At 65.5% G+C, this 22,511-nt stretch carries 23 protein-coding genes and 1 pseudogene; 8 read left to right on the top strand and 16 right to left on the bottom strand.

The genetic code is table 11. The annotated features are described in order from the left end of the window. Window positions 1-126: 126 nt before the first annotated feature. Window positions 127-385: pseudogene (locus ACYVD0_RS00430) on the top strand (GntR family transcriptional regulator); the annotation flags it as partial. A gap of 58 nt (window positions 386-443) precedes the next feature. Here the strand turns inward: ACYVD0_RS00430 and ACYVD0_RS00425 are convergent. The 15 genes from ACYVD0_RS00425 to ACYVD0_RS00355 form a co-directional block, all read right to left on the bottom strand. Next, entirely contained in the window at window positions 444-1,151 is a 708-nt protein-coding gene (locus tag ACYVD0_RS00425) for a 16S rRNA (uracil(1498)-N(3))-methyltransferase (RefSeq protein ID WP_460424939.1), read from the bottom strand. Then, window positions 1,148-1,915, bottom strand: coding sequence for a TatC family protein (gene tatC, locus ACYVD0_RS00420; RefSeq protein WP_460424938.1), 768 nt, complete (start codon window positions 1,913-1,915; stop codon window positions 1,148-1,150). Before tatC ends, ACYVD0_RS00425 begins: the two co-directional genes overlap by 4 nt. Then, the gene (tatB, locus tag ACYVD0_RS00415; RefSeq protein WP_460424937.1) at window positions 1,912-2,280 is read right to left on the bottom strand and encodes a Sec-independent protein translocase family protein; all 369 of its coding nucleotides are present in this window, start codon (window positions 2,278-2,280) and stop codon (window positions 1,912-1,914) included. Before tatB ends, tatC begins: the two co-directional genes overlap by 4 nt. A 2-nt stretch (window positions 2,281-2,282) precedes the next feature. Then, window positions 2,283-2,516: a Sec-independent protein translocase family protein gene (gene tatA, locus ACYVD0_RS00410; RefSeq protein WP_460424936.1), complete on the bottom strand. Its 234-nt coding sequence runs from the start codon at window positions 2,514-2,516 to the stop codon at window positions 2,283-2,285. Between the two features lie 39 nt (window positions 2,517-2,555). Beyond that, a complete protein-coding gene (locus ACYVD0_RS00405) occupies window positions 2,556-2,888 on the bottom strand; it encodes a phosphoribosyl-ATP diphosphatase (RefSeq protein WP_460424935.1) in 333 nt (110 codons plus the stop codon). Then, complete coding sequence (gene hisI / locus ACYVD0_RS00400) at window positions 2,881-3,282, bottom strand: phosphoribosyl-AMP cyclohydrolase (protein WP_460424934.1); 402 nt, start codon at window positions 3,280-3,282, stop codon at window positions 2,881-2,883. Before hisI ends, ACYVD0_RS00405 begins: the two co-directional genes overlap by 8 nt. A gap of 41 nt (window positions 3,283-3,323) precedes the next feature. Beyond that, on the bottom strand, window positions 3,324-4,949 hold the full coding sequence (gene ubiB / locus ACYVD0_RS00395) for a protein kinase family protein (protein ID WP_460424933.1): 1,626 nt from the start codon (window positions 4,947-4,949) through the stop codon (window positions 3,324-3,326). Continuing rightward, window positions 4,946-5,569 (bottom strand): ubiquinone biosynthesis accessory factor UbiJ, encoded by a 624-nt coding sequence (locus ACYVD0_RS00390; protein ID WP_460424932.1) that lies wholly within the window; start codon window positions 5,567-5,569, stop codon window positions 4,946-4,948. The genes ubiB and ACYVD0_RS00390 overlap by 4 nt, the downstream gene beginning before the upstream one ends. Further along, window positions 5,569-6,339 carry a class I SAM-dependent methyltransferase gene (gene ubiE / locus ACYVD0_RS00385; protein WP_460424931.1) on the bottom strand — a complete coding sequence of 257 codons (771 nt, stop codon included), beginning with the start codon at window positions 6,337-6,339 and terminating at the stop codon, window positions 5,569-5,571. The genes ACYVD0_RS00390 and ubiE overlap by 1 nt, the downstream gene beginning before the upstream one ends. A gap of 79 nt (window positions 6,340-6,418) precedes the next feature. Next, entirely contained in the window at window positions 6,419-6,793 is a 375-nt protein-coding gene (locus ACYVD0_RS00380) for a gamma-butyrobetaine hydroxylase family protein (RefSeq protein WP_460424930.1), read from the bottom strand. Window positions 6,794-6,872: 79 nt separating this feature from the next. Continuing rightward, window positions 6,873-8,213 (bottom strand): HslU--HslV peptidase ATPase subunit, encoded by a 1,341-nt coding sequence (gene hslU / locus ACYVD0_RS00375; protein ID WP_460424929.1) that lies wholly within the window; start codon window positions 8,211-8,213, stop codon window positions 6,873-6,875. 101 nt (window positions 8,214-8,314) lie between these two features. Further along, on the bottom strand, window positions 8,315-8,842 hold the full coding sequence (gene hslV / locus ACYVD0_RS00370; RefSeq protein ID WP_460424928.1) for an ATP-dependent protease subunit HslV: 528 nt from the start codon (window positions 8,840-8,842) through the stop codon (window positions 8,315-8,317). Between the two features lie 124 nt (window positions 8,843-8,966). After that, complete coding sequence (locus ACYVD0_RS00365; RefSeq protein ID WP_460424927.1) at window positions 8,967-9,752, bottom strand: SPOR domain-containing protein; 786 nt, start codon at window positions 9,750-9,752, stop codon at window positions 8,967-8,969. An 18-nt stretch (window positions 9,753-9,770) separates the two neighbouring features. Then, on the bottom strand, window positions 9,771-11,510 hold the full coding sequence (gene argS / locus ACYVD0_RS00360) for an arginine--tRNA ligase (protein WP_460424926.1): 1,740 nt from the start codon (window positions 11,508-11,510) through the stop codon (window positions 9,771-9,773). Window positions 11,511-11,632: 122 nt separating this feature from the next. After that, window positions 11,633-13,852, bottom strand: a complete 2,220-nt coding sequence (locus tag ACYVD0_RS00355; protein WP_460424925.1) for a primosomal protein N' — start codon at window positions 13,850-13,852, stop codon at window positions 11,633-11,635. 175 nt (window positions 13,853-14,027) lie between these two features. Between ACYVD0_RS00355 and rpmE the strand changes: the two genes are divergently transcribed. The 3 genes from rpmE (at window position 14,028) to ACYVD0_RS00340 (ending at window position 16,928) form a co-directional block, all read left to right on the top strand. Next, window positions 14,028-14,240: a 50S ribosomal protein L31 gene (rpmE, locus tag ACYVD0_RS00350; RefSeq protein WP_460424924.1), complete on the top strand. Its 213-nt coding sequence runs from the start codon at window positions 14,028-14,030 to the stop codon at window positions 14,238-14,240. Window positions 14,241-14,263: 23 nt separating this feature from the next. Continuing rightward, window positions 14,264-15,064 carry a thermonuclease family protein gene (locus tag ACYVD0_RS00345; RefSeq protein ID WP_460424923.1) on the top strand — a complete coding sequence of 267 codons (801 nt, stop codon included), beginning with the start codon at window positions 14,264-14,266 and terminating at the stop codon, window positions 15,062-15,064. Window positions 15,065-15,659: 595 nt separating this feature from the next. Next, the gene (locus ACYVD0_RS00340; RefSeq protein WP_460424922.1) at window positions 15,660-16,928 is read left to right on the top strand and encodes a malic enzyme family protein; all 1,269 of its coding nucleotides are present in this window, start codon (window positions 15,660-15,662) and stop codon (window positions 16,926-16,928) included. A 55-nt stretch (window positions 16,929-16,983) separates the two neighbouring features. On the opposite strand, the gene ACYVD0_RS00335 is transcribed toward ACYVD0_RS00340, so the two are convergent. After that, window positions 16,984-19,449, bottom strand: a complete 2,466-nt coding sequence (locus tag ACYVD0_RS00335; protein ID WP_460424921.1) for a penicillin-binding protein 1A — start codon at window positions 19,447-19,449, stop codon at window positions 16,984-16,986. Between the two features lie 179 nt (window positions 19,450-19,628). Here ACYVD0_RS00335 and ACYVD0_RS00330 point away from each other — a divergent pair, with 179 nt between their 5' ends. Genes ACYVD0_RS00330 through pilP form a run of 4 tightly spaced genes read left to right on the top strand, consistent with a single transcriptional unit; the run spans window position 19,629 to window position 22,491 of the window. After that, window positions 19,629-20,693, top strand: a complete 1,065-nt coding sequence (locus ACYVD0_RS00330) for a pilus assembly protein PilM (protein WP_460424920.1) — start codon at window positions 19,629-19,631, stop codon at window positions 20,691-20,693. Then, complete coding sequence (locus ACYVD0_RS00325) at window positions 20,694-21,350, top strand: PilN domain-containing protein (protein WP_460424919.1); 657 nt, start codon at window positions 20,694-20,696, stop codon at window positions 21,348-21,350. Continuing rightward, a complete protein-coding gene (gene pilO / locus ACYVD0_RS00320) occupies window positions 21,347-21,970 on the top strand; it encodes a type IV pilus inner membrane component PilO (RefSeq protein WP_460424918.1) in 624 nt (207 codons plus the stop codon). Before ACYVD0_RS00325 ends, pilO begins: the two co-directional genes overlap by 4 nt. Continuing rightward, a complete protein-coding gene (pilP, locus tag ACYVD0_RS00315; protein WP_460424917.1) occupies window positions 21,967-22,491 on the top strand; it encodes a pilus assembly protein PilP in 525 nt (174 codons plus the stop codon). The genes pilO and pilP overlap by 4 nt, the downstream gene beginning before the upstream one ends. Window positions 22,492-22,511: the final 20 nt, after the last annotated feature.

Here is a 22,511-nt window from a genome sequence, read left to right as displayed (position 1 = left end):
AACAAGCCTTCGATTTGTTTGAATTGCTCGGCGGTCAGTTGCATGGCACTCGGTCTCAACACTATTTGCTGCATTATAGCAAATAGTGTTAACAGGCCCTAGGTCAGGCAATTGCTTTAGCGGACCCTTGCAGGGCAAGACGGCCCCGGCGACAAGCTGTCGCCGGAAAGCGAGACCGTGCGCAAGCAGGGAGTCTGCCGCACGGTGGTGCGCGAGGCACTCTCCAGATTGCAGGCGTCCGGCCTGGCGGGGAACTTCGTGCTGGAGCATCGGGAGCAGGCGCCGCTGCGCCTGGACGTCGGAACCGCTCTGGGGGCGCGACATTCTTGAGCTGCGTCTCGGCCTGGATGCCCAGGCCGTGGCGCTGGCCGCACGGCGCCGAGCCCTGGGCAGCTCGAGGTCATGCGCCGGACGAGTGACAGGGTAGGGGAGAAGGTGTGCGCTCAGAACAGGCGCGCAAGCAGCGCGGTCACCGCGGTTTCCACGCGCAGGATGCGCTCGCCCAGTTGTACTGGGGCAAGGCCGGCGGCCTGCAGCTTGTCCACCTCGTAGGGAATCCAGCCGCCTTCCGGTCCGATGGCCAGGGTCACCGGTTGTTCGACGGTGCGGGGGCAGGGGGGGAAGTCGCCGGGATGGCCGAGCAGGCCGAGGCTACCGGCGGCCAGTGCCGGCAGGCGGTCCTCGACGAAGGGCTTGAAGCGCTTTTCGACGAGCACTTCCGGCAGTAGCGTGTCGCGCGCCTGTTCCAGGCCGAGGATCAGCTGTTCGCGGATTGCCGCCGGTTCGAGGAAGGGGGTCTGCCAGAAGCTCTTCTCCACCCGGTAGCTGTTGAGCAGCACCAGGCGCGGCACGCCCATGGCGGCGACGGTCTGCAGCACGCGCCTGAGCATCTTCGGTCGCGGCAGGGCGAGCAGCAGGGTCAAGGGCAGCTTGGCCGGCGGGGCTTGGTCGAAGGCCACCTGCAGTTCGGCCGCCTCGGCGTCCAGGCGCAGCAGGCGGCCTTCGCCCATCGTCCCGCCCAGGCGGCCGACCCGCAGGTGGTCACCGGCTTCGGCGCGGTGTACCTCCTGCAGGTGGCGCAGGCGGCGGTCGCGCAGAATCACCCGGTCGGCGTCGACGAAGTCAGCGTCGTCGAGCAGCAGCAGATTCACGGTTGCGGCTGACCGTCGGATTCGGCCGGTTCCTGGCGGCGGCGGATGCGGGCGCCGAAAAACACCCCGACCTCGAACAGCAGCCACATGGGCACGGCGAGCAGGGTCTGGGAGAAGATGTCTGGCGGGGTCAGCAGCATGCCGATCACGAAGCAGACGACGAGCACGTAGGGGCGGCTCCGGCGCAGGCTCTCCACGTCGACGATGCCCACCCAAATCAGCAGGAAGGTCGCCACCGGCACCTCGAAGGCCACGCCGAAGGCGAAGAACAGGGTGAGCACGAAGTCCAGATACTGGCCGATGTCGGTCATCATCGCCACGCCTTCCGGGGTCACGCTGGCGAAGAAGCCGAACATGATCGGAAAGACCACGAAGTAGGCGAAGGCCATGCCGGCATAGAAGAGCAGTACGCTGGAGGCCATCAGCGGCACGGCAATGCGCTTCTCGTGCTGATACAGCCCCGGCGCGATGAAGCCCCAGATCTGGTAGAGGACCACCGGCATGGCGAGGAACAGCGACACCATCAGGGTCAGCTTGAACGGCGCGAGGAACGGCGAGGCCACACCGGTGGCGATCATGGTCGCGCCTTCCGGCAGGTAGGCGCGCAGGGGGGCGGAGACCAGGGCGTAGATGTCCTGGGCGAAGTAGAAGAGTGCGGCGAAGATCAGCAGCACTACCGCCACGCTGCGCAGCAGGCGCGAGCGCAGCTCGGTCAGGTGCGCGACCAGGGGCATGTCCTGGTCGCTGTCCGGTCTGGCTGTCATGGGCTGGGCGTCTTGTCGGGAGGGGCGGTGGGGGATTCGGCGCTGGCCAGGGGCGCGGGCTGAGGGGCCGTCGCGGGGCTGGCCGGGGCGCTGTCCGGCACGCTCGGCGCGGAGGGCGCGGGCGGCTGGAGGCTCTGCTTCATCTCCCGCTCCAGTTCGAGGATCCGCTCGTTATGCAGCTGGCGGCGGATCTCGTCGGCGCCGATCTCGCGCTCCACTTCCGTCTTGAGCGAGTTGAAGCTGCGTTTCAGGCGACCGATCCACAGCCCGGCCATGCGCGCAGCAACCGGTAGGCGCTCGGGGCCGAGCACCAGCAGGGCGACCAGGCCGACCAGCAGGAGTTCGCTGAAGCCGATGTCGAACATGGTCAGTCTTTCCTGGCCGGTTCCTCGACCTTGCGTGCCTGGGCCTCGATGGTCTGCCCCTTGTGCTCTTCCACGGGAGGCGCCTTGTTCTCCTCGTTATCCATCGACTTGCGGAAGCCCTTGATCGCGTCGCCCAGGTCCGAGCCGAGGCTCTTCAGGCGCTTGGTGCCGAACAGCATGACGACGATGAGCAGAATGATCAGAAGTTGCCAGATGCTGATGCCGCCAAAACCCATGATGGTTCGCTCCGTAAAAACGTAAAGGGATTGCTGTATTCAGGATTTCGGGCGGGCGGCCTTTTCCGCATGCCCGGACAGACCGAAGCGCCGCTCCAGTTCGTCGAGCACCGCCTGGGGATGCTGGCCGAGGGCGGCGAGCATGACCAGGCTGTGGAACCAGAGATCGGCCGTCTCGTGGATCAGCTCGCTGCAGTCACCACTAGCCGCGGCATCCTTGGCGGCGAGGATGGTTTCCACCGATTCTTCGCCGACCTTTTCCAGAATCTTGTTCAGCCCCTTGTGGTACAGGTTGGCCACATAGGAGCTTTCCGGGGCGGCGTTCTTGCGTGCCTCGAGCACTTCGGCCAGCTGGTTGAGGGTGTCACTCATGACGGTGTCCTGCGTGGTAGATGGCGTCGGGGTCCTTGAGGATCGGGTCGACGACCTTCCAGGCGCCGTCTTCGAAAATGCGGTAGAAACAGCTTTCGCGGCCGGTGTGGCAGGCGATGCCGCCGAGTTGCTCGACTTGCAGGACGATCACGTCGGCGTCGCAGTCGAGGCGCAGTTCATGGACCTTCTGCACGTGGCCCGACTCCTCGCCCTTGCTCCAAAGCTTACCACGCGAGCGTGACCAGTAGATGGCACGATTCTCCCGGGCGGTCAGGGCCAGGGACTCGCGGTTCATCCAGGCCATCATCAGGATGCGCCCGGTCTTGTGATCCTGGGCGATGGCCGGCACCAGGCCGTCGGCGTTCCAGTGAATCTCGTCCAACCAGTCTTTCATAGTCCACTCCGTTGCAACGCGCGGGCATTGCGTCAACCGGGTCAGTCAGGGAAGCGCCGGCGGTGTACCAGCAGATAGAGGCCGCTGGCGAGCATCAGCCAGCTCGGCCAGGCGTCTGCGGTGGCCAGCGGCGCCTGGCTGGCGAGCAGCAGGCCGCCGGCCAGCAGCGCAGCGCCGAGCAGGCGCAGGATGTGATGGTCATGGCGCTCCCGTGCCCGCTCCCGCGGTACCTTGTCCCATGACGGCCGGGCCATGCCTTCCAGCGCCTCGCGGGTGATGTGCGCCAGATGCGGCAGCTGTTCGAGCTGGCCCTGCAGATTGTCGAGCATGGCCCGCGGGCTCATGCGCTTGCGCATCCAGCGCTCCAGATAGGGCTTGGCGGTGGCCCACAGGTCCAGCTCGGGGTAGAGCTGACGGCCGAGCCCCTCGATGTTGAGCAGGGTCTTCTGCAGCAGCACCAGCTGCGGCTGGACCTCCATGTTGAAGCGCCGGGCGGTCTGGAACAGGCGCAGCAGCAGCTGGCCGAAGGAAATGTCCTTCAGCGGCTTCTCGAAGATCGGCTCGCAGACAGTGCGGATCGCCGCCTCGAACTCGTTGACCTTGGTCTGCGCCGGCACCCAGCCGGAGTCGATGTGCAACTGCGCGACCTTGCGGTAGTCGCGCTTGAAGAAGGCCATCAGGTTGCGCGCCAGGTAGTCCTGATCCTCCGGAGTCAGGCTGCCGACGATGCCACAATCGATAGCGATGTACTGCGGATCCCAGGGCTGACGGGTGCCGACGAAGATGTTGCCGGGGTGCATGTCGGCGTGGAAGAAGCTGTCGCGGAACACCTGGGTGAAGAAGATCTCCACGCCACGCTCGGCGAGCAGCTTGAGGTCGGTGCCTTGGTCGGCAAGGGCGGCCAGGTCGGTCACCGGTACGCCGTAGATGCGCTCCATCACCAACACCTTGGGGCGGCACCAGTCCCAGTGGACCTGCGGTACGTAGAGCAGCGGTGAGTTCTCGAAGTTGCGCCGCAACTGGCTGGCGTTGGCCGCCTCGCGGAGCAGGTCGAGCTCGTCGTAGATGGTCTTCTCGTAGTCGCTGACCACGTCCACCAGATGCAGGCGCCGGGCCTCGGTGGAGGCCCTCTCGGCCAGCCGGGTGAACAGGTAGAGCCAGGCCAGGTCCTGGCGGATCACCGCCTTGAGGCCGGGGCGGACCACCTTGACCACCACCTCCTCGCCGCTTTTCAGCTGCGCCGCATGTACCTGGGCGACCGAGGCCGAGGCCAGCGGCTGGCTGTCGAAGCGGGCAAACACCTCGTCGATCCTGGCGCCCAGCTGCTCCTCGATCAGCGCCACGGACTGCTGCGGATCGAAGGGCGGCACGCGGTCCTGCAGCCAGACCAGCTCGTCGGCGATATCCGTCGGCAGCAGATCACGGCGGGTCGACAGGATCTGCCCGAACTTGATGAAGATCGGCCCGAGGTCCTGCAAGGCCAGGCGCAGCCGGGCGGCACGCGGCAGTTCGCTGCGCTTGCGCGGGAACCAGCGCCAAGGCAGGCAGTAGCCCAGTGCACGCAGCCACCAGGGCAGCAGTGGCAGGTCGAACAGCAGGTCGTCGAGGCGATAGCGGACGACGACGCTTTGGATGCGCAGCAGGCGGCGGACGGCGAGGAGCTTCATGCGTTATCGCTGGGTTCCTGTGGGTGAGCGAGGCGGGCGATGCGCGCCTCAAGGCGGTCCATGGCCAGCCTGAGAGCGTCGACTTCGGCAAAGCGTGCCTCGGCTTCGTGGCGGCCGACCAGGGTGCGCGCCTCCTCGCCAAGGTAGTCGGCCAGATTCTGGCGCAGGCTGGTCAGGCTCTGGCCGCTCCAGCGCGCGCTGTGCTGCAGGCTGCTGGCGAGCAGCTGGGTGGCCACTGGGCCCAACCAGCGCGACAGCTCGTATTCCCAGTCCAGTTCGAGATCCTGGAGGATCTCGACGAGCGCCAGCAGGCTGTCGCTGTCGCCTTCCAGGCTGACTTCAGGACCGTGCAGGACGGCGGTCTTCTGCCGGCTGGTGGCCAGGTGCAGCAGGCTCGCGGCGGGGGCGTGCAGGGTGCAGTCGGCCTCGCCCTGCCAGTGGCTGGCCAGGCGCAGGCCGTCGGCGTTCGGCAGGATATAGAGCGTCAGCTCGGGCGCCGCGCAGTGCACCGCGAGCACGCTGCCGGCCAGCCGGGCCAGGCGCGGCAGGGCGGTGCCGTCCAGGCGCAGCAGGCGGTTGAGTCCGTGCTCCGTGCCAGCGAGCAGGGCCATGCCGAGCATCAGGGCTTGAGGCCGCGGTGCAGGGCGACGATGCCGCCGGTCATGTTGTGGTAGGTGACGCGCTCGAAGCCGGCATCGACCATCATGCCCTTGAGGGTTTCCTGGTCCGGGTGCATGCGGATCGATTCGGCCAGGTAGCGGTAGCTGTCGGCGTCGTTGGTGATCAGCTTGCCAGCCAGCGGCATGAAGGCGAAGGAGTAGGCGTCGTAAGCCTTGCCGAGCAGGGCGTTGGACGGCTTGGAGAATTCCAGCACCAGGAGGCGGCCGCCCGGCTTCAGCACCCGCAGCATGGAGCGCAGGGCGTCCTCCTTGTGGGTGACGTTACGCAGGCCGAAGGCGATGGTGACCACATCGAAGTGGTTGTCGGGGAACGGCAGCTTCTCGGCGTCGGCTTGGACGAAGCGCACATTGCCGGCCACACCCTTGTCGAGCAGGCGGTCGCGGCCGACCTTGAGCATGGAGTCGTTGATGTCGGCCAGCACCACCTCGCCGCTTTCGCCGACCAAGCGGGAGAACTGCCGGGTCAGATCACCGGTGCCGCCGGCGATGTCCAGCACCCGGTTGCCCCGGCGCACGCCGGACAGCTCGATGGTGAAGCGCTTCCACAGGCGGTGCAGGCCGCCGGAGAGCACGTCGTTCATCAGGTCGTACTTGGCCGCCACCGAGTGGAACACCTCGGCGACCTTCCGTGCCTTCTGGCTTTCCGGGATGTCCTGGTAACCGAAATGGGTGGTGGGTTCGGCCTCGCGGCCCTTGCGCGGATTGTTCATGTCGCTGGCACCGGAAAAATGTGCCGGCCATTCTAATGCTGGAGGTCGGGTTTGTCTTGCCGGGGCGTCTGCGGTCGGCTCAGAGCATCAGCCGGACCACCGACTCGTGGGGATCGCGGGACTTGCCGGCACGCTCCAGCTCGGCCAGGTACTCGGCCCACAGGCGCGGCTGGTCGCAGGCCAGCTGGTAGAGGTAGTCCCAGCTGTAGAGGCCGCTGTCGTGACCATCGTCGAAGATCAGCTTGAGGGCGTACTGGCCGACCGGCTCGACGCCGGTCAGGGCGACGCCGAGCTTGCCGTACTGCAGCACGGGATTGCCATGGCCCCGCACCTCCGCCGAAGGCGAGTGCACGCGGAGGAATTCGGCGCCGAGGCTGTACCGCTCGTCGGGACCATAGTGCAGCTCGAGAGTCTTCGACGCCTTGTGCAGTTTGATGGCGGTGGGCATGCGCATCTTCGAGGCTCCGGTGGGCGAGGCAGGTTGTAGGCGCCGACTTGCTGGCGGTCAGGGGGCGCTGGCAAGCGGGCTCCTTTTACAGGATATAGCGCGACAGATCCTCGTCCTGCGCCAGTTCGCCGAGGTGGCCGTTGACGTAGGCGGCGTCGATCACGATCGACCGGCCGCTGTGGTCGGCGGCCAGGTCGGCGGCGCTGAAGGAGACTTCCTCCAGCAAGCGCTCGAGCAGGGTGTGCAGGCGGCGCGCGCCGATGTTTTCGGTCTTCTCGTTGACCTGCCAGGCGATCTCGGCGATGCGCTTGATGCCGTCGGCGGCGAATTCGATGTCCAGTCCCTCGGTCTTCAGCAGCTCGCAGTACTGCTCGGTCAGCGAGGCGTGGGGCTCGGTGAGGATGCGCTCGAAGTCCTCCGGGGTCAGTGCCTTGAGCTCGACGCGGATCGGCAGGCGGCCCTGCAGCTCCGGCACCAGGTCGCTGGGCTTGGCGAGATGAAAGGCGCCGGAGGCGATGAACAGAATGTGGTCGGTCTTGACCATGCCCAGCTTGGTGTTCACCGTGCAGCCCTCGATCAGTGGCAACAGATCGCGCTGCACCCCCTCGCGGGAGACGTCGGCGCCGCCGACATTGGCGCGCTTGGCCACCTTGTCGATCTCGTCGATGAAGACGATGCCGTTCTGCTCCACCGCTTCCAGGGCGCGGGCCTTCAGCTCTTCCTCGTTGACCAGGCGGGCCGCCTCCTCGTCGCGGACCAGTTTGAGCGCATCCTTGACCTTCAACTTGTGGCTCTTCTTCTTGCCCTTGCCCATGTTGGAGAACAGGTTCTGCAGCTGGCTGGTCATCTCCTCCATGCCGGGCGGGGCCATGATTTCCACGCCGCTGGGGGCTTCGGCGATCTCGATGTCGATTTCCTTGTCGTTCAGTTGGCCCTCGCGCAGGCGCTTGCGGAACAGCTGGCGAGTATTGGAGTCCTCGCGCGGTCCCGGTTCGTCGCCGAAGCCCTGGCGTGCCGGCGGCAGTAGCGCGTCGAGGATGCGATCCTCGGCCGCGTCCTCGGCGCGGTAGCGCACCCGCTGGATCTCCTGCTCGCGCATCATCTTCACCGCCGCGTCGGCCAGATCGCGGACAATGGATTCCACGTCGCGGCCGACATAGCCCACCTCGGTGAACTTGGTCGCCTCCACCTTGATGAACGGGGCGTTCGCCAGGCGCGCCAGGCGGCGGGCGATCTCGGTCTTGCCGACGCCGGTCGGGCCGATCATCAGGATGTTCTTCGGCGTCACCTCGGCGCGCAGCTCGGTCGGCAGTTGCATGCGCCGCCAGCGGTTGCGCAGGGCGATGGCGACGGCGCGCTTGGCGTCGTCCTGGCCGATGATGTGGCGGTTGAGTTCGTGGACGATTTCGCGGGGCGTCATGGACATGGGTAAGGCTCGCTTCATGCGGGGGGCGTCGGGTTTGGGACCCTCCGCCATGGCGTTCTGTTCGGCGACCGCGGGTCTGCGGCCGGATGAGCTGCGGACGCTCAGTCGAGGTCCAGCTCCTCGAGGGTCAGGTTCTGGTTGGTGAAGACGCAGATGCTGCCGGCAATGTTCAGCGCGGTCTCGGCGACCTCGCGGGCGGACAGGCCGGTGTGCAGCAGCAGCGCCTTCGCGGCAGCCTGCGCGTAGGGGCCGCCGGAGCCCATGGCGATCAGGCTTTCTTCCGGTTCGACCACGTCGCCGTTGCCGGTGATGATCAGCGAGGCGTCCTTGTTGGCCACCGCCAGCATGGCTTCCAGGCGGCTCAGTGAGCGGTCGGTGCGCCAGTCCTTGGCCAGCTCGACGGCGGCACGGACCAGGTGGCCCTGGTGTTTTTCCAGCTGGCCCTCGAAGCGCTCGAAGAGAGTGAAGGCGTCCGCGGTGGCGCCGGCGAACCCGGCCAGCACCTGGCCGTGATAGAGGCGCCGGACCTTCTTCGCGTTGCCCTTCATCACGGTGTTGCCGAGGGAAACCTGGCCGTCGCCACCCATGACGACTTTACCTTGGCGGCGGACTGAAACGATGGTGGTCAAGGAAGTGTCTCCACGCTGCGGGGCGGAAATGCCCGGGTGGAGCCTATATGGGGGGGGAGCGGAAGGATTTCAACGGGGGCGCGGGAGAGGGTTGCGGGCCGGCGCGAGCGGCCCGCCGGGGGGGTCAGTGAGTCTGGCGCTGCTGGGGCATCAGGTTGCGGAAGCCGTCGCCGGCCAGCTGCTTCTGCGCCTGCTCCAGCTGCTGGCGACTGGTGAAGGGGCCGGCCACCACGCGGTGCCAGGTTTCGCCGCGGACGTTGCCGACTTCGACGCGCACGCTCTGGCCGAGGAGGGCGATGCGCGCCCGAGTGTCCTCCGCGTCGGACTTGCTGCGAAACGAGCCGGCCTGCAGGTAGTACTGGGTGGTCGGCGCGGCCTTGGCCAGGGCCGGCGGCTTGGCGGTGACGGCGGGCGGCGTGCGGCCGTTGAGCAGGGCCTCGGCGCGGGCAGCGTCCTGGGCTGGCGTCAGCTTGGGTTGTTGGGGGGGCTGGGCCGGACGCTGGGCTGGCGGTTGTGCCTGCGCCGTTTGTTGCATCTGCTGCGCCGGCGGCATCGGTTGCGGCTGCTGTACCGGCTGCGGTGGCTGAGCTGGCGGCTGTTGCGGCGGCTTCTGCAGCTGTGCTTGCGGCGGTTGTTGCTGCGCCGTCGGCGGCACCACGACTTCCGACTCCGGCAATAGGGTATAGAAGTCGTACCTGGGCTTGCTCGGCGGCTGTTGCATCGCCTTGGCCGGCTGCTGCTCGGTGGTGTCGCGCTTGATGGCGGTGCTGCCCGGCTCGAGCTTGGTCAGAAACATCGCGAAGCCGCCGACGGCCAGGCCGCAGGCCAGCCAGAGCCAGCCCGGTATCTCCTGCTTGCGGGGCGGCGGGGTGCGGCTGGCGCCGCGTTTGGGGGCATTGTTCTTTGCCATGCTGGTGGATAAGTCCTTTTACATGCGTTCCAGTGTTTCCAGGCCGAGCAGTTCCAGGCCCTGCCTGAGGGTGCGGCCGGTCAGCGCGGCCAACAGCAGACGGCTTTGCTGGCGGGCCGGGGTGTCAGCGGCGAGGATAGGGCAGTTCTCGTAGAAGCTGGAGAATAGCCCGGCCAGGTCATAGAGGTAGGTGCAGAGCAGGTGCGGCAGGCCCTTCTCGGCGACGTTGCCGAGCACTTCGCCGAACTGCGCCAGCCGTGCGGCCAGCGCCTCTTCCTGTGCGGCCTCAAGGACGAGGCTGCCGTCGATCTCGTCGAATCCCTTGCCCAGCTTGCGAAACACGCTGGCCACCCGGGTGTAGGCGTAGAGCAGGTAGGGCGCGGTGTTGCCCTCGAAGCTCAGCATCAGCTCGAAGTTGAAGCTGTAGTCGCTGGTGCGGTGCTTGGACAGGTCGGCGTATTTCACCGCGCCGATGCCAACGGCGCGGGCGATGGTGCGCAGTTCGTCCTCGGGAAGCTCCGGATTCTTGCCCTTGACCAAGGCGTAGGCGCGCTGCTCGGCTTCGTCGAGCAGGTCGATCAGCTTCACCGTGCCGCCGTCGCGGGTCTTGAAGGGGCGGCCGTCGGCGCCGTTCATGGTGCCGAAGCCCATGTGCTCGAGGTCCGCGTCCTCGCGCACGAAGCCGGCGCGGCGCGCCACCGCGAAGGCCATCTGGAAGTGCAGGGCCTGGCGTTGGTCGACGAAATAGAGCACACGGTCGGCTTCGAGCACCCGGCTGCGGTAGCGCATCGCGGCGAGGTCGGTAGTGGCGTAGAGATAGCCGCCGCCGGCCTTCTGCACGATCACTGGCAGCGGATTGCCCTCGGCGTTCTGGAACTCGTCGAGGAACACGCACTGGGCGCCGTCGCTTTCGGTCAAGAGGCCCTTGTCGCGCAGGGTCTGGACGATGCCCGGCAGCTCGTCGTTGTAGGCGCTCTCGCCGCGGATGTCGTCCGGGGTCAGGCGTACGCCGAGGCGCTCGTAGACTTCCTGGCAGTGCGACAGCGACACCTCGTTGAAGCGCTGCCACAGGCGCAGGCATTCCGCCTCGCCGGCCTGCAGCTTGACTACCAGTTCGCGGGCGCGGTCGGCGAAGGCTTCGGACTCGTCGAAGCGCTTCTTCGAGGCGCGGTAGAACTGCTCGAGGTCGGCCAGCTCGCTCTCCGCAGCGGCCGGATTCTCCTCCAGGTGGGCCAGCAGCATGCCGAACTGGGTGCCCCAGTCGCCGACGTGGTTCTGCCGGGTCACCGCGTCGCCGAGGAATTCCAGCACCCGCGCCACGGCGTCGCCGATGATGGTCGAACGCAGGTGGCCAACGTGCATTTCCTTGGCCAGGTTGGGCGAGGATAGGTCGACTACCACGCGCTGGAGGGCGCCATGCTTGCGCACGCCGAGGCGCTCGTCGGCCAGCGCCCTCTGCAGGCGCCGGGCCAGCGCGTCGCTATTCTGGAAGAAGTTGAGAAAGCCCGGGCCGGCGATTTCCACCTTGCTGATCGAATCATTGGCGGGCAGTGCGGCGATCAGCTTCTCGGCCAGCTCGCGCGGCTTCAACCCGGCCGGCTTGGCCAGCATCATGGCGATGTTGCTGGCGAAGTCGCCGTGGCTCTTGTCCTTGGTGTTTTCCACCTGGATCGCCGGCGTCAGACCCGCGGGGAGCACGCCATCATCGGTCAGGCGGGTCAGGGCTTGCTGGATCAGCTGGCGAATCGTGTCTTTCATGGTCTGCTCTTGGCCGCGGAGGGTCATTGCACCGGGAGGGCGGGTTGTGAAAACCGGACATTATCCGCGGCGGGGGCGGGCTTGCCAACCGCTGCGAGTCCGGCGCCGCCAGCCGTTGCTCCTCAGTACAGGTCGATCGGGTCGACATCCAGTGACCAGCGCACCGTGCGGGTGCCGGGCAGTCGTTCGAGTGCCGCCAACCAGGGGCCGAGCAGGCGGCGCAGCGGTGCACGGGAGGCGGCCTGCAGCAGCAGCTGGGCCCGGTAGCGGCCGGCGCGGCGCTCCATCGGCGCCGGCACCGGGCCGAGCAATTCGATGCCGGCGAGCTGCAGCGCGTCGAGCAGCTGCTGCGCCTCGTCGCCGGCCTGTTCGAGAAAACCCTCGGCCTGGCCCGGCCGGTGTGCCTCGGCTCGCAGCAGGGCGAGGTGGGAGAACGGTGGCAGGCCGGTGGCGCGGCGCTCCTCGAGGGCCTGCTCGGCGAAGGCCAGGTAGCCCTGTTCGGCGAGCTGGACCAGCAGTGGGTGGTCGGCCAGGTGAGTTTGGATGATCACCATGCCTGGCTCCTCGGCGCGCCCGGCGCGCCCGGCGACCTGCACGATCAACTGGGCCATGCGTTCGCTGGCGCGGAAGTCGGCGGAGAACAGGCCGCCGTCGGCATCGAGGATCGTCACCAGGGTGACCCGGGGGAAGTGATGGCCCTTGGCGAGCATCTGCGTGCCGACCAGCAGGCAGGGCTCGCCGCGGTGGATGGTGGCGAGCAGCTTGGGCAGCGCATCCTTGCGCGCGGTACTGTCGCGGTCGATGCGCAGCACCGGATGCTCGGGAAATAGGGTGGCCAGGCGTTCCTCGGCGCGCTCGGTGCCGGCACCGACCGGGCGCAGGTCGACCCGGGCGCACTGCGGGCAAGCCGTGGGTTGGGCCTCGGTGTGGCCGCAGTGGTGGCAGCGCAGCTCGTGCTGGCGCTGGTGCAGGGTCAGGCGCGCGTCGCAGCGCGGACACTGGGCGATCCAGCCGCAGTCGTGGCACAGCAGGGTCGGCGCGAAGCCGCGGCGGTTGAGGAATACCAGCACCTGCTGGCCGGCGGCAAGGGTTCGGGCGATGGCCTGCTGCAGCGGCGGGGAGATCCCGGCATCGAGCGGCCGGCTCTTCACGTCCAGGCGCAGGAAGCGCGGCGGGCGGGCGTGGCCTGCGCGCTGCCTGAGCTGGAGCAGGGCGTAGCGGCCAGTATGGGCATTGTGCAGGCTCTCCAGGGAGGGCGTGGCGGAGCCGAGCAGGATCGGGATCTCCTCCTGGCGGGCGCGCACCACGGCGAGATCGCGGGCGTGATAGCGCAGGCTTTCCTGCTGCTTGTAGGAGGTGTCGTGCTCCTCGTCGACAATGATCAGGCCGGGGTCCTTCAGCGGGGTGAAGAGCGCCGAGCGGGTGCCGATGATGATGTCTGCCTCGCCATCGCGGGCCGCCAGCCAGGCGTTCAGGCGCTCGCGGTCGCTGACGCCGGAGTGGAGCAGGGCGATCCGTGCGTTGAAGCGGCGGGTGAAGCGCTCCAGGGTCTGCGGTCCGAGGTTGATTTCCGGGATCAGTACCAGCGCCTGCCGGCCGGCCTCGAGTACTTGGTGGATCAGCTGCAGGTAGACCTCGGTCTTGCCGCTGCCGGTGACGCCGGCGAGGAGGAAGGCGTGGAAACCGCCGAAACCCGCGCGCACCGCTTCGACGGCCTCACGCTGTTCGTCGTTCAGCGGCAGTTCGGCCTGGGTCAGCCAGCCGCCGTGCCGTTCGCGGGGGGCGTGGCTGCGCACCTCGGTGCGCAGCAGGCCCTTGGCCAGTAGCAGGTCGAGGCTGGCCCTGTTCAGCTGCAGCTTGCCGAGCAGGGCCTGGGGCGCGCCGTGGGGGTGCTGGGCGAGGGCCTGCAGGGCCTCGCGCTGGCGTGGTGCGCGGGCCAGGCGCGGGTCGTCCGGGCGTGCGCCTTCGGTCAGATGCCACCAGCGCTCCTGGCGTAGTTCGGCTGGCTCGCCTTGGCGTAGCAGCGCCGGCAGGGCCCAGCCAAAGGTGTCGCCGAGGCTGTGCTGATAGTAGTGGGCCGTCCACTGGCACAGCCTGAGCAGGCTCGCCGGCAGTGGCGGGTGGGGATCGAGGAGCTCAAGGGCAGCTTTCAGTTTGTCCGCCGGCACTTCGCTGTGCCCGCTCAGCTCGACCAGCACGCCGACCACCTCGCGCCGGCCGAACGGCACGCGCAGGCGCATGCCCGGCTGCAGGACGGCGGGTGGCACGCCGGGCGGCGCACGGTAGTCGAACAGGCGGCGCAGCGGTGAGGGCAGGGCGAGACGGAGGATCGGGACGGGCACGCGGGCAGACCTTGGCGGGGAGCGGCAATCTTAGCAGGCCGCAGGGCAGGGACGACGACTTCCCTGCCCCGCATGCTTGCATCGCGGCAGTGCTCTGGTATCATCCGCCGCCTGTTTCCGTACGGTGCCCGACATAGGGTCGGGTGGCGGTACGCCAGAGCCGAGGACTTTTTCCATGAAAGCCGATATCCATCCGAATTACGCCGAGATCGAGGCGACCTGCAGCTGTGGGAACGTGATCAAGACCCGCTCCACCCTTGGCAAGAACCTTAGCATCGACGTGTGCTCCGAGTGCCACCCCTTCTATACCGGCAAGCAGAAGGTGCTCGACACCGGCGGCCGTATCGATCGCTTCAAGCAGCGTTTCGGTGTGTTCGGCTCCAAGTAAGCACCGATGGCCAGGGAGGCCTGATGAGCTGTTTCGAGCTGCTGAAAAAGGCGCCCCTGATGGGCGCCTTTTTCGTTTCCGTCGTCTGGGGAATTCCTGCCCAAGCGTTCTGTCCGACACCGGGCAAGTTGTCGACCGCCCGCGTAGAGCAGGTGGTGGACGGCGATACCCTGCGCCTCGCCGGCGGCCGGAGGGTACGGCTGATCGGCCTCAATGCGCCGGAGCGCGAACACCGGGGGCGGCCGGCCGAGCCCTTCGCCGAGGCGGCGCGCGAGCGCCTGCGGCAACTGGTGGCGGCCAACGATGGGCGGGTCGGCCTGCAGTTGGGGCGTCAGGCCAGGGATCGTTATGGTCGCACCCTGGCCCATGCCTATGACGGGCGCGGGCGCAACTGGGAAGCGCAGCTGCTCGCCGAGGGGCTTGGCTATCAGGTGGCGGTGGCGCCGAACGGGGCGTTGGTCGGCTGCCTGCATCAGGCCGAGCGCCGGGCACGGGCGGCCGGCAAGGGGCTGTGGCGGCACCCGGCCTGGAGGACACCGGAGCAGTTGCAGCGCGGTGGCTTCGCCCTGATCCGTGCACGGGTGAGCGGGATCGAGCGCAACCGCGGCGGTCTGTGGATCGCGCTGGACGGGCCGCTGGTCCTGCGCATCGAGCCGGAATTGCTCGGGCTGTTCGATCTGCCCGCCCTGCAGCGCCTACCGGGGCGGCGCATCGAGACGCGCGGCTGGGTGATCGATCGCTCCCGCCACGCTCGCATGGACAAGGGGCAGGCGCGCTGGGTGCTGCCACTGACCCATCCGGTCATGCTCGAGGTACAGCCATGAAGCCTGCTTAGTCCTGCTGCCGGGATTGCTGGCTGGCTGTGCGACCTGTCCGGTCGGCGGGCACAACAGTTTCGTCATGCTGAGTGCGCTCCAGGATCTGGAGACCAGCCGTTGGCTCCACCGCGGCCCGCTGGACTTCACCCGGAGCCTTCCGCGGGGCTGGGAGCAGGTCAATCGGCTGGGCTGATCGTCTGACCCTGGAATTCGTCGATCCATGGTTGGCGCCGGAGGCCCCCCTGCATCAGCGTATCGATGACCGCCGTCAGCTCGCGGGTCAGCCCCTGCGCCAGCAGAGTTTGCAGGGCTATATCAGCGTCGTGCCCGGTACCCCGGCCTGGCGGGGCCGTGGTCCTGTCGCAGGAGAGCCAGACCTTCCTGTTCGTGGCGGCGCTCAAGGCTGGGATGGAGGATTCGTGATGCGCCTGCGGAACAGTCTTTCTTTATCCAAGCCAAGCCTTGAGTCACACCTGCATTGGCTAAAAGTCTTGTGTCAGAGGCCTTGACATGCGGCGATGAGTGCTATTGTTGGTGCTCGCGGTCTTGCCGTATGCTCAGCTTGCAAGCCGCAACACTATAAAAAATGGAAACTAAAAATATGTCCGATCTCAAAACCGCCGCTCTTGAATACCATGCCCATCCACGCCCCGGGAAGCTGAGTGTGGAGCTGACCAAGCCTACCGTCACGGCCCGCGACCTGTCGCTGGCCTACAGCCCTGGCGTTGCCGAGCCGGTACGGGAAATCGCCAGGGATCCCGAACTGGCGTACCAATACACCGGCAAGTCGAATCTGGTTGCCGTCATTTCCGACGGTACTGCGATTCTCGGTCTAGGCAATCTCGGCCCGTTGGCCTCCAAGCCGGTCATGGAGGGCAAGGGAGTGCTGTTCAAGCGTTTCGCCGGCGTCGACGTGTTCGACATCGAAGTCGATGCAGAGAGCCCGCAGGCCTTCATCGATACCGTCAAGCGCATTTCCATCACCTTCGGCGGCATCAACCTGGAGGACATCAAGGCGCCCGAGTGCTTCGAGATCGAGCGTGCTCTGATCGAGCAGTGCGACATTCCGGTTTTCCATGACGACCAGCACGGCACTGCTATCGTGACCGCTGCCGGTATGCTCAATGCCTTGGAAATCGCCGGCAAGACGCTGGCAACAGCCAAGATCGCCTGTCTCGGCGCCGGTGCTGCGGCCATCTCCTGCATGCGCCTGCTGGTCAGTCTGGGCGCCAAGGTGGAGAACATCCACATGGTCGACCGTCAGGGAGTCATCCATTCCGGGCGCGACGATCTGAATCAGTACAAGGCGGTGTTCGCCCACGAAACCGACAAGCGTACCCTGGCCGATGCCCTCGACGGCGCCGACGTTTTCGTCGGTCTGTCCGGGGCCAATCTGCTGAGTGCGGAAAACCTGCTGCGCATGGCGCCGAATCCGATCGTCTTCGCCTGTTCCAATCCGGACCCGGAGATCAAGCCGGAGTTGGCCCATGCCACGCGCAGCGACGTGATCATGGCCACCGGTCGCTCCGACTATCCGAACCAGGTCAACAATGTGCTGGGCTTCCCTTTCATCTTCCGTGGCGCCCTGGATGTCCGCGCCACCCGCATCAACGAGGAGATGAAGATCGCCGCGGCTCATGCCCTGCGCGAGCTAGCCAAGCTGCCGGTGCCCCAGGAGGTCTGCGATGCCTACGGTGTGTCCGGCTTGGAGTTCGGTCGTGACTACATCATTCCGAAGCCCATGGATCCGCGGCTGATCACTGTGGTTTCCGACGCCGTGGCCAGGGCTGCCATCGAAAGCGGCGTGGCCTCCCTGCCCTATCCGAAGCACTATCCGCTGCAATCGGTGGACGCAGTATTCAACGGCTGATCGGCCAGTAGCCCCAAAAAGAAACCCCGCTCGATGCGGGGTTTCTTTTTGGAGGTCAGAACAGGTCGATCGGCGGAGCGGACTCTTTCGCCAGACTGCCCTGGCCGGAGTCCCCCTCGCTGGCCATGGGCGGCGGATCCTCGTTCTTGAACAGCTCGAAGAAGGCGCCGGGAGTGCCGGGCGAAGCGATGCGTCCGCTGCTGGGGTTGATGCGCAGCGTCAGCAGCCCTTCGGGTTCGGTCTGCAGGTGGGGTGGCCTGTCCTTCAGGGCGATGCTCATGAAGCTCATCCAGATTGGGAGGGCCACGGTGCTGCCGTATTCGTGGCGGCCCAGGCTTTCCGGCTGGTCGAAGCCGGCCCAGACAGTGGTGACGTAGTCTGCATTGTAGCCGGAGAACCAACTGTCCTTGGATTCATTGGTGGTCCCGGTCTTGCCGGCCAGGTCGCTGCGCTCCATCTCCAGGGCGCGGCGGGCGGTGCCGCGCTTGATTACGTCCTGCAGCATGCTGGTCATGATGTAGGTGGTGCGGGCATCGACGATGCGCTCGGCAGCAATCGACTCAGGCGCCTCTGGGGGCGGGCTGGCTGGCGTCGGCGGGGCGTCGCCCGGGATGTCGCTGCTAGCAGTGCCTGGCGTTGAGCCGACGGCGACGGCCGGCTCGCTGGCGGCGACGACGAGCGCCGGAGGCTCCCCGAGTACGCGGGGCGGATTGGCTTGGTACAAGAGTTTGCCGTCGCGGTCTTCAATGCGCTCGATCAGATAGGGCTGGATGCGATAGCCGCCGTTGGCGAAGGTGCTCCAGCCGCCAGCGATTTCCAACGGGGTCAGGTTGGCCGTGCCGAGTGCAAGAGATAGGTTGCGCGGCAGGTCCCGCGCGTCGAAGCCGAAGCGGCTGAGGTAATCCAGGGTGTAGTCGATGCCGACGCTTTGCAGCAGGCGGATCGACACCAGGTTGCGCGACTTGTACAGGGCTTCGCGCATGCGAATCGGGCCGAGGAAGGTGTTGGTGTCGTTCTTGGGGCGCCAGATCGTATCCAGGTGCGGGTCAATGAAGACGATAGGAGTGTCGTTGATCAAGCTGGCAGCGGTGAAGCCGCGATCCAGGGCCGCGCTGTAAATGAAGGGCTTGAAGCTCGAGCCGGGCTGCCGCTTGGCTTGGGCGGCACGGTTGTAGTTGCTCTGCTCGAAGGAAAAGCCGCCCACCAGGGCGCGAATCGCTCCGTCCCTCGGATCCAGGGAAACCAGGGCGGTCTGTGCCGCAGGGATCTGGCTGAAGATGAGGTGGCCGTCCTCCTGGCGCAGGACACGAATCAGGTCGCCGGTCTTGACCACCTGGCCCGGCTGGTGCGGTCTGGGGCCCTGGCCGTCGGCATTGATGAAGGGGCGAGCCCAGCTCATGCTCTCCCAGCTCACCGTTTCTTCGTCGCCGCTGCGCGTCAGGACGTGGATGCCGCTGCTCCCGACTTGGGTGACGACGGCGGGCTCGAGGCCGCCGATGGTTCTCTGCTTGTTCAGTTCGTCCAGCCAGGCGCTCCTGTCCGTGCCGGGCAGATGAGCCTCGGGGCCACGGTAGCCGTGGCGCCGGTCATAGTCGAGCAGACCCTGGCGCACGGCGACATTGGCTGCTTCCTGCAGGTCGCTTGGAATTGTGGTGGTGACCCGAAATCCTTCGGTATAGGCGTCGCTGCCGTAGCGGCCGACCAGTTCGGCGCGGGCCATCTCAGCGATGTAGGGTGCGTTCAGTTCCGGAGTCGGCACGTGAAGGCTGGCATCCGCGGGCTCTGCAAGGGCCTGCTGGTAGCGAGCCTCGTCTATGTGTCCAAGCTTGTGCATGCGTCCGAGAATCCAGTCGCGACGCTCCTTGCTGCGTGCCGGGTTGGCTAGCGGATTGAAACGCGACGGGGCTTTCGGCAGGCCGGCGATCATCGCCATCTGCGCCAGGCTCAACTCGTGGATGGGCTTGCCGTAATAGACCTGGGCCGCCGCCTCGATACCGTAGGCGCGGTTGCCGAGGTAGATCTTGTTGACATAGAGCTCGAGGATCTCCTCCTTGCTGAGCTCTCGCTCGATCTGCAGGGCGAGAAGGATCTCGTTGGCCTTGCGCGAGAAACTCCGTTCGCTGGTGAGGAAGAAATTCTTCGCCACCTGCATGGTGATGGTGCTGCCCCCGGTCCGAATATGTCCGCTGCTCAATAATTGCGTGGCAGCGCGCATCAGGCTGACAAGGTCGACGCCATAATGGTTGGCGAAATTATCGTCCTCCGCAGCCAGCAGCGCATGGATGAAGTCCGGGGGGATGTCGGCATAGCGGATGGGGGTGCGGCGCATCTCGCCGAATTCCGCGATTAGTTTGTCGTCGCTGCTGTATATCCGCAGGGGAATTTGCAACTGCATGGTGCGCAGCGATTCGGCCGACGGAAGGCTGGGACCCAGATAGAGGAAGGCTCCGCTCAGACCAAGCAGCAGGCTGCTGAAAGTGGCGACGAAGGACCAGCCGAAGAATTTAAGCAAACGCATCAAGGCCGCGGGGTTTCCGATGAAAGAGAAATGGAATTTCAGACGAGGCGAAAAGCGGAAAGACGATCACATTATATGCGGTTTTTCCGCCGGATAGCCATTTACGCTTCTGTCAAGCCTGTTATCTAATGCGCTATTACATAAATTGCCCGTAAGTTACGGATACAGCAAGGAAATTGGTTGTGTTAGGGCTCTTCAACAAGAAAGCGAGTTCATTACTGGGGATCGATATTAGTTCGACCACGGTCAAGCTTATCGAATTGAGTCTTTCGGGTAACCGTTACCGGGTGGAGGCCTACGCCGTCGAGCCGCTCCCCGCCAATGCCGTCGTCGAGAAGAACATTGTCGATCTTGATGGTGTTGGTCAGACCTTGAGCAAGGTGCTGGCCAAGGCCAAGACCGGAACCAGGGTCGCGGCGGTGGCCGTGGCGGGTTCCGTGGTGATTACCAAGACCATCGAGATGGATGCCGGGCTTTCCGAGGATGAAATGGAAGCCCAGTTGAAGCTTGAGGCCGACCAATACATTCCCTATCCCCTCGAGGAAGTGGCGATCGACTTCGAGATCCAGGGACCGCTGCCACGCAGCCCCGATCGTGTCGAGGTGCTGCTCGCCGCCTGTCGCAAGGAGAACGTCGAGGCTCGCGAAGCAGTGCTGGCACTGGCCGGCCTGACAGCCAAGGTCGTCGATGTCGAGGCCTATGCCATGGAGCGCGCCTGCGGGCTGCTGGTCGATCAGTTGGGCGGTGATCCGGCGGGGCTAACCGTGGCTGTCGTCGATATCGGCGCGACCATGATGACTCTCAGTGTGTTGCATGGCGGCCGTACCCTCTATACCCGCGAGCAACTGTTCGGCGGCAAGCAGCTCACCGACGAGATACGGCGCCGCTATGGTTTGTCCATGGCTGAAGCTGGTCTGGCCAAAAAAAAAGGCGGACTTCCAGAAGACTACGACAGGGAAGTTTTGCCGCCGTTCAAGGATGCCGTCGTGCAGCAGGTTTCCCGTTCGCTGCAGTTCTTTTTTGCCGCAGGCCAGTACAACCAGGTTGACTGCATCCTGTTGGCTGGTGGGACCTCATCTCTGCCGGGGCTTGACCAACTGGTCCAGCAGAAGACCGGGACCAGGACGCTGGTGGCCAATCCGTTTGCCGAGATGGCGCTTAGTCCCAAGGTGAATGCCTCGGCCCTGGTCTGCGATGCTCCGGCCATGATGGTTGCCTGCGGATTGGCGATGAGGGGTTTTGATTAGATGGCGCGGATCAACCTTCTACCTTGGCGCGAGCAGCTTCGTGAGGAGCGCCGTCAGCGTTTTCTGGTCACGCTGGGGGCGCTGTTGCTGGCTACCGGTGGCCTGGTTTTCCTGGCTGATCGATACCTGGATGCAAGCATCGAGGCGCAACGTGTGCGCAACGATTTCCTTCGCAAGGAGATTGCCGTACTCGATGCGCGGATCCAGGAAATCAGCGAGCTCAAGACCCGCCGTCAGCAATTGCTGGAGCGGATGAAGATCATTCAGGACCTGCAAGGCAATCGGCCGATCATCGGTCGGGTGTTCGATCAGTTGGTCCGCACCTTGCCCGATGGCGTGTATTTCACCTCCCTGAAGATGACCGGCAAGAACATTGCCATCGAGGGCGCGGCCGAATCCAATAATCGCGTCTCGAACCTGATGCGCAATCTGGACGGCTCGGAATGGCTCGAGGCCCCCAACCTGACGGCCGTGAAGGCGGTGACGGCCGGAACTCTGGCTCCGGCCAACGTATTCCAGCTGACCGTACAGCAAGTGCAGCCGCGGCAGGAGAACGCTATGCAGATGGCAGGGGGCGCGCAGGCTGGGGCTGCTGCTCGCAGCTCGGTGGTTTCTGACTCGAAAGGTGCGCAGAATAAAGGAGGAGCGCGGAAATGAGCCTGTCCGAGTCCCTGGAAAGTTTGCGCAAGATCGACCTGTCCGACCTGGATCTGAATAACCTCGGATCGTGGCCGGTTCCGGTGAAGGTCATCACCTGCCTGTTATTGATGATTGCCGTCCTGGCGTTGGGGTACAACTTCCATCTGAAGGAACTGCAGACGCAACTCGAGCGAGAGCGTGGCGAAGAGGGAACCCTGAAGCAGCAGTTCGCCACCAAGGCTTTCCAGGCAGCAAACCTGGAGGCCTACAGGCAGCAGATGGCGGAAATGGAGACCTCCTTCGGTGTCTTGTTGCGGCAGTTGCCGAGCGATACCGAAGTGCCGGGTTTGCTCGAGGACATCACCCGTACCGGACTGGGCAGTGGACTGGAGTTCGAGGAAATCAAACTTCTCGAGGAAGTTGCTCAGCAGTTCTATATCGAATTGCCCATTCAAATATCCGTGGTGGGCAGTTATCACGATCTGGCCACTTTCGTCAGCGGGGTCGCCAGTCTTCCGCGAATAGTCACCTTGCATGATTTCGAAATAAAACCCGTTACATCGGGAGATAATACGAAGTTGCGCATGAAGATACTGGCCAGGACTTATCGCTATAACGACAAGGGACTGCAGAAATGAGGGGTGCCTGTCTGATTTGCATTGTGGCCCTTGTCGGACTTTCCGGTTGCAATGTCGGCAATGAATTTCAGGGTTTGCAGGCTTATGTGGATGAAGTTCGTGCGCGGCCCAAGGGAGCGATCGAGCCGCTACCGGAGTTCCAGCCCTACGAGGCCTTCACCTACAGTGCGGCAGCCATGCGCAGCCCATTTCAGCCACCGGTGAAAATCGACTTGGCCAGCCAGCAGTGGGGCTCGAAGGACATCAGGCCGGATGAAAGCCGAGTCAAGCAGTATCTGGAGGGTTTCAACATCGAAGTCTTCGCGATGGTCGGCACGCTCTCCAAAGGGGCGGGCGTGCATGCCTTGGTACGTGGGGCGGGCGGTGTTCATCGGGTGAGGGCTGGTGACTATCTGGGGCGCAACCATGGCCGCATCGTCAAGATCAATGAGGCTTCCATCGATGTTGTGGAAATCGTTCCCGATGGCGAAGGCGGCTGGCTGGAACGCCCGCGCAGTCTCACTTTGAAGGAGCGCTCGTGATGGGCGGATCCCGCATGAAG

This window comes from Azotobacter armeniacus, from assembly GCF_054779355.1.
The sequence above is the reverse complement of the archived record's forward strand: the minus strand, read 5'-3'. Positions and strand labels throughout refer to the sequence as shown.